The 12,064-nt window shown below is 33.2% G+C and carries 11 protein-coding genes and 2 pseudogenes; 12 read left to right on the forward strand and 1 reads right to left on the reverse strand.

Annotation, left to right across the window (positions count from 1 at the left end; genetic code table 11):
* Window positions 1–63: 63 nt before the first annotated feature.
* From MKX45_RS02180 to MKX45_RS02225, 10 genes are all read left to right on the forward strand, one after another.
* Window positions 64–321, forward strand: a complete 258-nt coding sequence (locus tag MKX45_RS02180) for a hypothetical protein (RefSeq protein WP_279360959.1) — start codon at window positions 64–66, stop codon at window positions 319–321.
* Window positions 308–1,558, forward strand: coding sequence for a translation initiation factor IF-2 N-terminal domain-containing protein (locus MKX45_RS02185; protein ID WP_279360960.1), 1,251 nt, complete (start codon window positions 308–310; stop codon window positions 1,556–1,558). The genes MKX45_RS02180 and MKX45_RS02185 overlap by 14 nt, the downstream gene beginning before the upstream one ends.
* An 8-nt stretch (window positions 1,559–1,566) precedes the next feature.
* Complete coding sequence (locus tag MKX45_RS02190; RefSeq protein ID WP_012897131.1) at window positions 1,567–1,830, forward strand: TcpD family membrane protein; 264 nt, start codon at window positions 1,567–1,569, stop codon at window positions 1,828–1,830.
* Window positions 1,831–1,843: 13 nt separating this feature from the next.
* Entirely contained in the window at window positions 1,844–2,254 is a 411-nt protein-coding gene (locus MKX45_RS02195; RefSeq protein WP_279360973.1) for a TcpE family conjugal transfer membrane protein, read from the forward strand.
* A 3-nt stretch (window positions 2,255–2,257) separates the two neighbouring features.
* The gene (locus tag MKX45_RS02200; RefSeq protein WP_279360974.1) at window positions 2,258–4,861 is read left to right on the forward strand and encodes an ATP-binding protein; all 2,604 of its coding nucleotides are present in this window, start codon (window positions 2,258–2,260) and stop codon (window positions 4,859–4,861) included.
* Window positions 4,861–7,023, forward strand: coding sequence for a hypothetical protein (locus MKX45_RS02205; protein ID WP_340816750.1), 2,163 nt, complete (start codon window positions 4,861–4,863; stop codon window positions 7,021–7,023). Before MKX45_RS02200 ends, MKX45_RS02205 begins: the two co-directional genes overlap by 1 nt.
* A gap of 14 nt (window positions 7,024–7,037) precedes the next feature.
* Window positions 7,038–8,081: a phage tail tip lysozyme gene (locus MKX45_RS02210; protein ID WP_279360978.1), complete on the forward strand. Its 1,044-nt coding sequence runs from the start codon at window positions 7,038–7,040 to the stop codon at window positions 8,079–8,081.
* 22 nt (window positions 8,082–8,103) lie between these two features.
* Window positions 8,104–8,595, forward strand: coding sequence for an antirestriction protein ArdA (locus MKX45_RS02215; RefSeq protein WP_279360979.1), 492 nt, complete (start codon window positions 8,104–8,106; stop codon window positions 8,593–8,595).
* 78 nt (window positions 8,596–8,673) lie between these two features.
* Window positions 8,674–8,877, forward strand: a complete 204-nt coding sequence (locus MKX45_RS02220; protein ID WP_021214806.1) for a DUF3173 family protein — start codon at window positions 8,674–8,676, stop codon at window positions 8,875–8,877.
* Window positions 8,877–10,019 carry a site-specific integrase gene (locus MKX45_RS02225; protein WP_279360983.1) on the forward strand — a complete coding sequence of 381 codons (1,143 nt, stop codon included), beginning with the start codon at window positions 8,877–8,879 and terminating at the stop codon, window positions 10,017–10,019. The genes MKX45_RS02220 and MKX45_RS02225 overlap by 1 nt, the downstream gene beginning before the upstream one ends.
* A 64-nt stretch (window positions 10,020–10,083) precedes the next feature.
* On the opposite strand, the pseudogene MKX45_RS02230 reads toward MKX45_RS02225, so the two are convergent.
* A pseudogene (locus tag MKX45_RS02230) lies at window positions 10,084–10,974 on the reverse strand (IS982 family transposase).
* Between the two features lie 168 nt (window positions 10,975–11,142).
* On the opposite strand from MKX45_RS02230, the gene MKX45_RS02235 reads away from it, so the two are divergent.
* Both MKX45_RS02235 and MKX45_RS02240 read left to right on the forward strand, forming a co-directional pair.
* Entirely contained in the window at window positions 11,143–11,874 is a 732-nt protein-coding gene (locus tag MKX45_RS02235) for an NUDIX domain-containing protein (protein ID WP_279360984.1), read from the forward strand.
* Between the two features lie 67 nt (window positions 11,875–11,941).
* Window positions 11,942–12,064: pseudogene (locus MKX45_RS02240) on the forward strand (MFS transporter); the annotation flags it as partial.

The following is a 12,064-nucleotide window of genomic DNA, read 5'->3' on the forward strand; positions in this document are numbered from 1 at the left end:
GTGTCTTCCTATACAGATTATAACACACTTATTTGTGTCTAATTTTATAGTATAGATCCAAAAATGAAAAAACAAAATATAAATCAAGAAGTCCGCCAAATTATTTTGGTGAGATATTATTTTAAATTGAAAAAAGAGGTGAAAATGTACGTTGTAAAAATGCGTGGTGGCTATTTATGTGCGGACGGTGGCCCTACGAAACATTTAAAGTTTGCTACTACTTTTGATATTAAAAAGAAAGAAGTGGCTGAAAAATGGTTGAGAAGTGATGTATCTTTTAAAGCTGTTGAAAAAGAAAGTGAGGAATATGAGCAAAATTAAAATTTATGAATTAGCTGACAAGTTAGGGGTTGAGAGAAAAGAGTTACTCTCTAAGGCTCAAGAATTTGGAATTTCAGCTAAATCAACATCAAAATCTTTGAGTGACACTGAGGTATTAAAACTAGAAAATTTCTATAAAAAATCAGACACTTCAGAAGTTATTGAAAAAGAAGAATGTGAATCGGAAATGAAAGTTTCAGAAACAACTAAAATTCCTGAAAAAAAGGAATCGAAATTTTCCCTTCTTTCAAGTCGAAAACCTGAAAAGAATAAACCTAAAATGTTAAAGAAACAGCCGAATGAAAAACCACCAAAACTAAAAAAGATGTCTGCTAAACAGGCTGGGGCTTTGGTCGTGGGAGGGGTTGTTTTTTTATTTATTGCAAATGTTGCTTTAGGTAGTCTAGTAGCAAGTGGATATAAACCCACTCATAAAATCATTCGTGAAGAAGTGAGCGCTACGCAAAAAGCATCAGGTAATGGGCTTGATTTGCAAGCGAAAAATTATCTTGACGGCTTTGTTCAAACTTATTTCACATTCCCTGAAGATGAAAAAGAACAAGAAACAGCAGTTAAAGATATTAATGCTTACTTTGTTCAAAATCTGCCAGTGATTAGTCAAGGTATTCAACGTACACCTTCCAAATTCGAGGGTGCGGTCATGATGAGTTTGACGGATAATGAAGCGACTTATAAAGTGACTTATAGTGCTAGTGAAGTCACAACAAAAGAAGTCAAAAAGGGAAAAGATACAGCGAAACAAAATGTGGTGAAATATCATGATGAAACAACTTTGTTTACGATTCCTTACCAAAAAGTAGGTTCAGCTTACTATATTTCAGATGAACCTTATTTTTCAAGTGTTCCTGATTTACAAGCTACTGAAAATCAAGTGCCTACTAAAACGTGGTCTGATTCAGGAAAAACGAGTGATTCTGTAAAAAAAGATTTGGATAAGTTCACAAAATCATTGTTTACCGCTTATACAACTGACGGTGATACGTTGAAATTGATTTCAAAAGGGTTATCTCTTAATAAGGGTCAAGAATTTAAATCTTTAGACCAAGCGACCTATGAAGCAAAAGGGGGAGATAAATATTATGCGGTAGTTCAAATCACAATGAAAAATGCACTCGGTACACATGTAGAAAATTATCAATTTACGATTGAAAAACAAAAGCAGTCATATTTTGCGACTGACTTTAAACACACTTTACCTGAAGGTAAAAAAGAATAGGAGAAAAAATGTTACGAAATATATTAATTAACAATGTTATCTTTGGCGATATTGGGTTGACTGGTGGTTGGTCTTGGTTTCAACAACAAGGACAAATCGTAGTTTGGATAGCGCTTGGTTATCTTGCAGGAAAAGAATTTTTCGGTCGAAAGTATGGAAAAATGATAGTTGTTATTGTTTTTGGTTCATTATTGGCTCTACTCGTCAATAATCCAGGTGGTTTGCTTACACCAGTTGGTAATTTAGTGAAAAAAGTTCTCGGTTTAGGCTAGAAAGGAAGGCGGAATGTCTGAAAAAGCAAAAAAAGAAGAAGTGCCTAAGTTTTCCTATAAATTGTCATTAGACCAACCTTTTTGGATACAGCAACTGACAGATAATTTTGCGTTGAGAAAGGCAGTCCGTCTTTCCTTATTTGCTTATTTTTTCTTAGTATTCATTTTGCTATATTTTACAGTTGGAAAATTAATTCCATATTTTCAATGGCAAGTGAAAGTAGCGCTTACGCTTTTTGCATCATGGCAAATTTCGGTTAAAGTATCTGATTTGCGCCCAGATGATAAATTACCACCAGTATTTTTGTGGGACTTTATCGTTTATCAATTTGGGTTTGGGTTGAAAGCTATTGAAATATATAAGGGTCAAAAATATGAAAAAGTAAAATTGCGAAGTGTAGATGAATTTATGGAGGAAGAATAAAAAGTGAATAAAGTCGATTTTGAGAATAGAGTTATTTCTGTTCATGATAACTTAGCACTTAGAGATGACGGTTCAGTCATTGCAATGTATGAAGTGCCTGCGTCTATTATTTCAAGTATGGACGTAGAAGGAAAGATAAAATTTAAAAAAAGAACTGAAGCGGTATTAGCTAGTTTAGCACCTAATTTATCGTTTGATATTGGAATGTTACCAGTTCCGATTAATTTAGAAGAACGCTTTGGGGCGCTGTTGGAGGATTGCGCAGATGATACTTATGATATGGCGCTTTATTTCTTAGAAAAAACAAATGAAGATTTATATGGTTCAATTGGTCAATTGATTAACTATAAGTTCTTTATGACTATCCCTTTAAAATCGTTTGAAGTTTCAGGTGATATTAAACAAATGTTAAAAGATGCGTGGGGGCGATTTAAAGAAAAAGCAGTCGCTGTCGTTCGTCAAACACTTGAATTTGAGATGAATTGGTATGAATCCTATGAGAAGGCGAATAGAGATTTAGAGTTAAATCTTTCCTTAATTCAAGGTCGAAAAACAACAAAAAAAGAAACAGGCTTTTATCAACGAGTAGATTATTTACGAGGTCTTAATTATAATCGTGATGAAGAAATAGCATCAATTGAAAGTAGCGTACAAAATATTGATGATACAGTCATTGAACCATTATCAAATGGTGTAATTGGGTTGAAAAATAGCTACGGAAAAAGTTTAGTAAAAACGTTGCCTATTGCTAATATGCCAAACGTTGTAAATAATCTTCATTTAGTAGAACATGCTCAAAAATTACCGTTTCCTATTGAATTACATTGGAAGTTCCATTTCTCTAAAATGAAAGGGGCTTTTTCTTTAGCATCAAAAGGAGAACGTGCATCAGACAGAATCAAAGAAAACCAAATCGAAGCCTATGAAAATGGTTCAAATCAAAAAGGGTCACTTGCAACTGCTCGTGTTATTCTTGATGAAATGACTGACGGTGTAGATAATCGTGAACTCTTTGTCAATTACCTAGCGACTTTTGTAGTTGCAGGTCAAAGTATGAGAGAGGTTAATTATTATAAAAAAATTATTCAATCTGATATGAAAGATATTGGAGTTCAAGTTGTTTCTGGCATGTCAGACCAACTTTATTTCTTTTATAAAAATCGATTTATCGAACAATTGGAAGAAAAAGACAAATATTGTATTCAAGCTATGAAACTTTCATCAGCCTGTGAAAATCTGTTTTTCACTAGTCAAAAAATTGGTTCAGATATCGGTTTTCCTATTGGGCGAATCGACCATGCAGTCGAATCTTGGGCAGGTGACTATAAAAAAGCACTTGCTAGTTCTACCAATGCTGTATTTCTTAACCTGTTTCAAGCGAATAAGCAAGGGATTGCAGGAAAAATCACAGACAATCCAGCTTTTGCCATTGTAGGACAAACTGGTGAAGGTAAATCATTCCTAACTAAAGGACTATTCCTTTGTCACTCACTTCTTAAAGCTCTGACACTTTATATTGACCCTAAAAATGAAATGAAGGCTCAATATATGAAAATCAAAGCAAAATATGAAGCCGATTTTCCAAAAATGGAGTTTGAAATTGAGCAAGCACGTGAAGCAATTGAAGATGAAGAACAGCTTTACTGGGTAATTCGAGGGATTGAATATAAGTATTATAAACCAGTTGTTGATTATATTAATAACATTCACTTTGTCAGCTTAGATGCAAAAGAAGAAAGCAATCATGGAGCATTAGACCCTCTAGTATTTTTACATGGTGATGCTTGTAAGAAAATTTCTGTAAAAGTTACTGAAGAATTACTTGGTGAAAAATATACAAAAGAAGATAAGTTTGAAATTGCCTTTCTTGAATCTTTAGATGCAGTAATGAGTGAACGAGAAAAAGGAAAAAAAGTTGGTTTATTAAATGTTTTTGAAAGATTACTAGATTCAACAGATGAAATGATTTCTACACGTGCTAATTTGGCTTTAAGAAAAATTAAAAATTCTCAAATGGAGCTAGTTTTTTCTCACGGTAAAAATTCAGCAGTTGATATGGACGCACGCATTACAGTACTGGGTGTTACTGGTTTAAATCTTCCTAAAGCAGATGAAAAAATCACAAGCGACCATAAAGAGTCATTAATTGTCATGTATGCTTTAGGCGAATTTTGTCGTGAATTTGGGGAACGTGACCGAACACAAGAAACCATTATATTTGTTGATGAAGCGTGGTTCTTTAATAAGACAGAAATCGGAGCATCTATTTTAATGTCAATGAAACGTGTCGGACGTTCTCAAAACAATTTCTTAGGATTGATTACACAATCTATTTCAGATGTGGAAACAGAAGATGATTCAACGGCTTTTGGTACAATTTTTGCTTTTCGTGAACCGACTGAAACAGATAAAGTCCTTAATTACTTTAAACTTCCAGTTGAGGAAACAACGCAGGCATGGTATGACAATATGACTAAAGGACAATGTATCATGCGTGATCCATTTGGACGGACAGCTAGAATTACGGTTGATTTCCAATTACCAGAAGTCACAGTTTTATTTGATACTGTAGAAACTAAAATGAAAAATACAAAGGCGGTGGCATAGTGAAAAAGAAAATGTTGTTATTTGTGGGGCTATTCGCATTTTTAAGTGTTTTAGCCCTACACACTTATGCAGATAGTTCAGGCTTTACTCCTCCGTCAACCCCTGATTTTTCTGTTTCAGACAATAAAAATAATTCAAAAGATGATTCAAAGAATAGCTCAAATGATACATCTAATAAAAAAGATTCCTCTAATACAGGGAATAGTGGTTTAGTCAATCCACCAATTGCTGATAATATGAATGACTATGGAGATGCTAATTCTCCAAGTACAGTAGTAGATGAAGCCAAAAATGAGGAAGCTAGAAAAGATTTAGATAATTATACCTCTTATATGTATGCAAGTGATAAAGTCGTGATACTTCCTTCATTTACCGCAGGTATTCAAATGGTGTTTATACGGTCACAATTTTTCGTGACGAAAACCATTTATCAGTTTGTAAATTTTGTCAATCAAGGCTTAAATGGTAATTCAATACTTAGTGATTGGAGAGCATCTGTTTTCCAAACTGCTCAAACCATTTACGGTAAGTTTATGAGTCCAGAGTTACTTCCGATAGTCGCTATGGGGCTGTTTTTGACACTTCTATATTATTTTTTAAATAAGCAAATGATGCAGGGAATTAGAAAAGTTCTTTTAATCATTGCTTTAAGTACATTTTTTGTTTATGGGGGAAATAGCCTAGTAACTAAAGTTCATGATGCAATGAATGATGTTACAACAAGTGTTGTTAAAACTATTTCAGTAGCAGGTGTTTCAGGAACTGATAAAAATGACTTATTTACGACAATGGTTAAAATTCCTTTTCTTTACCTTAATTTTGATAATGTCAAGATAGATAAAGACGGAAAAATAAATATTAAGCAGAGTGATATTGACCGTTTGCTTACTTCAGATGATGATAACGATTCGATTAAGAAAATACAAGAAGATTTAAAAGATAAACACTTAACCTTTAAAAAACTAGGGGATAAATTTTTAACAGCACTAGCAAGTGTATTTAATGCTTTGTTGCTTGGGGCAATTTATTTATTCTTTTCTATTTTCTCATTCTTTATGGATTTCTTTTTCATTATTCTAGTGTTTATATTACCATTTGCAGCAATTGCCTCATTTTTCCCTCGCTTTGAACAAACAATAATCAAATGGAGTAAAACAAGTTTTGGTGTGCTGATTTTATCAGGTTTAGGGGTATTTGGAACAGCTCTCATTGGTCTATTTGACGGAATTGTTAGTCTAGCACTAAGTTCTCTTTTAGGAAGTAACTATTTTTTTATAACCCTAGTAAAGATTGGACTTTATATTTTTGTTTATATTAAACGTAAACAAATTATACGTATTTTCTCATCTCATCACATGGGGCAAGGAAAATTCACTGGTCGTATGGATAACATGTTATCAAATGCAAAATCTAAAGCAATGGGAACGTTGAAAGCTCCTGTTTTAGCAGGGGTAGCTGGTGGAGTAACCGCAGGCATGCTTGCAGGTAAATTTGCGAAAGATAAAGTTACAGCAGGTACTGGTTCGCTTAGACATGGTTGGGATAACCAACGTTACAATAAAACCTTAGACAAATTGCAAAAAAAGGGTTCTGATTCTGAAAAGGGTCAAAAACTTAATCAACGTGAGCAAAAGTTGAGAGAAAAGATGAATAAACGTCAAGGTAAATTCAATCAGTCAGAAAATACAAAGCGTTCTAAATTCCGTGAAGCGTTTGATAAACAACGCTTGCGTAAAAATACTGAAGCATATAATAATCTTCAAAATAAACGCAATGGTAAACGTGAAGGAATAAAAAACATGTATGAGACAACTAATGCTAGAGCAGAGGAATTCCTTAAAAATAAACCTAATTCAGCCAATGATAAAAAATCAAAAGGTGAAACAATGAATAAAGTTGACCCAATGATGAAAAACAAATCAAAAACAGCTGATACTATTAAACCTTCAATTAATAAAAAAGCGTTTAATGAAAATAATAAGAATAATTCAAGTGCATCACCAATATTTTCTGAAAATGCAGGGAAACCAAAAGTTTTACATGGTAAAAATATGCCTGAAGGGATAAAAAAACCACGACAAAAGAAAAAAGAGCCGTGGGAAAAGGACAATGACAATCCATTTACTCAAAAAATACCAGATAATCCATTTGTAATTAAATAATAGAGAGGGGAAAAATGAAAAAGGTGATTAAACGGAAGGTTATATTATTTAGCCTTCCTTTTTTATTGCTTTTATTGCCAATTCTAGCTTTTTTTGCTCTATTCGTAGGTTCAAGTGATTCATCTATAAATGCAGATGTGAATACTAATACACCACAGCAACAAACTGCCAAAGTGATTTGGGATAGAGTTCTAAAAGAAGGTGGAACGAAAGAAGGGGCGGCTGCTTTACTTGGTAATAATCAAGCAGAAAGTGAACTTCAACCTTCAATTGTTCAATCTAATGCAACTTATAATGAAACAAAAGCAATGGATACCACTTTAGGTGGTTATGCTTTTGGTTTGGCTCAATGGGATAGTGGCAGGCGAGTAAATTTGCTCAACTACGCGAAAAGTCAGAAAAAATCTTGGACAGATACTAATCTTCAAGTTGAGTTTATGTTTGAGCAAGATGGTACAGATTCAACGTTACTTAAACAGTTAGTCAAAGGAACTAATGTTAAGCAAACGACTGAAGATATTATGCGAAAGTGGGAACGTGCAGGAGCGGTTGATAGCCTTTCAAAACGTCAAGGTTTTGCGGAATATTGGTACACGTTCATGACGACTGATGGTGATAGTGGAACTGGTGGCGGTTCAGGAATTACTCCAGATATACCTTCTGGTTGGACTTTAGATAAACCAATCAATACAAGTGGTTATCTTGCGACAAGTTATGAGTATAAACAATGTACATGGTTCACATGGAATCGAGCGAAAGATTTCGGTATTACTTTTGGAATGTATATGGGAAATGGGGCTGATTGGCAACATCAAGCAGGATATACTGTAACGACAACTCCGACAATTCATAGTGCGGTTAGCTTTAGCGGTGGTCAAACAGTAGGCGGTCAATGGAACGCAGACCCTGTTTACGGTCACGTGGCTTTCGTGGAAGGAATACATTCAGACGGTTCAGTCTTGATTTCACAGTCAGGAACTGGTTTTAGCACAGTTTATACTTTCCAAGTATTAACAAAAGTACAAGCTAGTCAATTACATTATGTGATAGGAAAATAAAAAAATCAGAAAAGAGAAGAATATGGAAACACCAAAAATTTATGTTGTAAATTTAAACAGTTATAATAATGGAAAAACAAGGGGGAAGTGGTATGAATTACCTGTTGAATTTTCAAGAATTAAATCAGACTTACTTTTAGATATAGAGCATGGGGAAGAATATGCAATACATGACTTTGAAAATTTTTACGGCTACAAAGTTGGCGAGTATTCATCAATTCAAGAACTGAACGAGTATGCGGAAAAATTAGAAGAAATTTCTGACATAGATCATTTAAAAGATTTTCTTGAAATTTATAGTATTGATGATATTATCAATAATAAAGATGATTTGGACTTTGTAGAAGCAGAAAATGATGAAGATTTGGCACAAGAATTAATCAAGCAAATGGGTGGTTTAGAAGTTCTAAGTGTAGAAACGTTACAAAGATATTTTAACTTTGGTGCTTATGGTCGAGATTTAGCAATTGGTGATTATTCAAAAACAAGTCATGGATATATCAGAGATATTTAAAGGTTAAGTAAAAGAGCAAGAGGAATCTTGCTCTATTTTTTTTGCGTTATACGAAAAAGATAAAGGAGAATAAATTTAATGAATCAAAAACTAATAAACAAACCAATAATTACAAGTGAAGATTTAGAACAATTAGGTATTCCACCAACTCAGGCTAAAAGGGTAGTACATGATGCAAAGAAAAAAGCAGTTTCAGCAGGCTTTACCTTTTATAATGGTAAGCAAAATTTTGCACCATTTAAATTTATTTGCGAAATTATAGGGATTGGAGAAGTAGCATAATGGCAACAATAAGATATAGGCAACGTGGAGTAAAAAAACTTTGGCACTATGAAATTAGAGATGAATCAGGAAAAAGTTTAGCTTATCAAGGTGGTTTTAAAACAAAAAGAATGGCTCAACTAGTTGGAAGTCCTATTTTTCAAGAAATTCAAAATGGAAGTAAGTTAAATCCAGAAATGACTCTGCCTAACTTATATGCTTACTGGCTTGATGTGAAAATTAATAGTAAAAATTTAGAAATAGCAACTTTTAGAAAATACTCTTATTATAAAAATGTGATTCAAGAAAACTTTGATATTCCAATAAAAAATATTAAGACAAGTCAGTATCAACAAAAAATGAATGAATTGGGAGAAAAAGTTAGTTACGATGTTTTACAAAGAATAAATAGTGTTATTCATAAGTCTATACAGTTGGCGAAAAGTGATAAAGTGCTTGTTGATGACTTTACACTAGGTGTAGATTTAAATACTCAAAAGAAGTCAAAACTGATTGAGGATAAATATCTTCATAGTACATCAGATATTATGAAACTACAAGGGGAATTAAGACAAAGATTAAATTATAAAAAATCAGTTGTCCCTTATGTACTTTATTTTTTACTCTCTACTGGTATGAGATATGGGGAAATGATTGCTCTTACGTGGAATGACATTAATTTTGAAGATGAAATAATTCATACATATCGAAGATTTAATACCTCGCCAAAAATTTGGAAATTTGTTGCTCCAAAAACTAATATTTCAATCCGAGATATTCCATTAAATAAAAATGATATAAAGGTTTTAAAAGGTTTAAAGAAAGTTCAGGAATTGAGTAATGCTGAATTAGAAATCAAAAATAAATACAATTTAGTTTTTCAACATTACGGTTTATCACATGATGTACCAAGTACAGTGTCAAGCAACAAAGCTCTAAGAAACATATTGGAAGATATGAAAATAAGACCCTACAACTTATCGGTTTATGGATTAAGACACACAAGAGCTAGTTATCTTATTCATTCGGGAATACCTGTGGATATTTGTGCCAAAGTTTTAGGCCATACTGTATTACAGTTTGAAAAAACCTACCGTCATTTGTTAGTAGAAAAAAGGGATGAAGGTTTTGATGCAATTCGAAAATTAGAAATACTTTTATAGGATATTTAAAAATAACAATGAACATGATATACTATTCTTATAAAATACCCGAATTGCTAGTTGATTATTTAGCCATGACTTGATACCCGATAGAATATCTTAAAGTCTCTGGTTCCAGTGATTTAGCTGATTTTAACAGTAAAGAATACGCTAAAAGTATCATCTCTAATTTCAATTGAAAACCTTGAGGCGAACGACTTTTACAACGCTCAGCTCCTAGATTTGTCAAAAAAGAGAAAACTCGCTCAATCACTTTTCTACGTTTTGAAAAATTAGGGAAAAGGATTTTCTTTTGCTTCATGTTCTTCCTGACAGGTGTAATTAGATCAATTCCTTTTAATTCCAGCCTATCATGCAGTGACTGACCTAAATATCCCATATTTCCAAGGACTATGGGTGTGCCAAATTGAGATAATACTTCCTCGGCCATTGTACTGTCAGCTATTGAAGCAGGACTAATCACGTAGTCGATAACATAGCCTGATTCACTGACTAAAGCATGACATTTACAGCCATAAAAGTACTGACCTTTGGTAGCATTGTAGCCAACATTTGCATAGTCGCCCAGAACTTTGCTTCTAAAATTACGAATTGCTGACACAAAGGAATGGGGAAGCTATCAATAATGGACACATCAATCCCTTCAACTTCTTTAAAGACGAGAGCTTGGCGAATGACTTGGATACTCGGTAAGAGGGCATTACAACGGCGCACAAAGCGAGAATATTCTAGGAAATTAGGAAATAAACTTTGAGCCAATTGGTGCTTTGCTTTAAGTGTTTCACTAAAATGCAGTACGCCCCATAGGTAACAAGTAATCACTAAACAGTCAGATGTTGCAAGATGGACGTTCTTTCGGTTTTGAACCTCAAGGGGGGACACTCGTTTGATAAAGCGTCTCAATGGTTGTCAGTAAATAAACAAAAACTTTTGGAAGTGTGCTATTATAAGTCATATAAGTCGTGCGCTTTCTAATGCTTAGTTGTTTAAGATTAGGATAGCACGACTTATTTATTTTCCACTGAAATTAACTAGCAATTCGGGTTCTATAAATAAATACTTTTTAAGGGGATACAATAGTATTTTGAAAATTAAATGATAAAAGAATAAATTAGGAGAAAAAATGAGCAAAATCATAATTGAACGTCCTTATATTACTGTCACTAACATAATTTGGAGTTTTGATCCAGAAAAACAAGAAATTAATGTTCTGTTAATAAAAAGAGAAGCTGAACCTTTTCAATCTTTTTGGGCTTTACCAGAAACTCTTTTACGTGAAGGAGAGAGTGCTCATGATGCTTCATTACGACTTGTAAAAGAAAAGATAGGACTAGAATTGTCTGATATTCATTCTGAACAGCTTGCTACATTTACAGCACCTGAACGGAATCCTGATTACCGAGCACTTTCACTAAGTTATATGATTTTTTTACCACAAAACTTGAAACTTATTCCAGGACCAGGTGCTAAAGATGTTTCTTGGTTTTCAGTCAAGATGCAGAAGAATCAAATTTTCACTTTTAATAAAGATGATTTGAAATTTAAAACGTTAAGGAATAATGAATATCTAATGACAAAGAATTCAAAAATAAGATTAGCTTTTGATCACAATTGGATTTTGACTGTCGCTTGCCATAGAGTGTTTAACAAACTAGATTACCAACCAACGATTTTATTGATTTTGGGAAGTTCGTTTACTTTAAAATCAGCAAGATATATTTTTGAGTGTTTTGGAAAATATGAGCCGGATAATTCCAATTTTTTACAAAACCACAAACAGCACCTAAAGCCAACGGGTGAGGAGGAAAGTAATGGTCCTGGAAGACCGGCCAAAAAATATTTCTTGACATTATGATAAAAATGTGTTAAATTTTTCTCATCGTAATAAAAGTTAAAATTACTTTTATTGGAAAGAGGAAAATATGAAGATAAAACAGCATATTTTATTGCTTATTGGTACGGCTTGGATGATTGATGCCCTTGATGTCGCATTATTATCATTTATTATGCCACTTTTAAAGAAAGAATGGCACTTACAAGCTACA

Source organism: Lactococcus sp. FSL W8-0209, from assembly GCF_038006585.1.
GTDB lineage: Bacteria > Bacillota > Bacilli > Lactobacillales > Streptococcaceae > Lactococcus > Lactococcus lactis.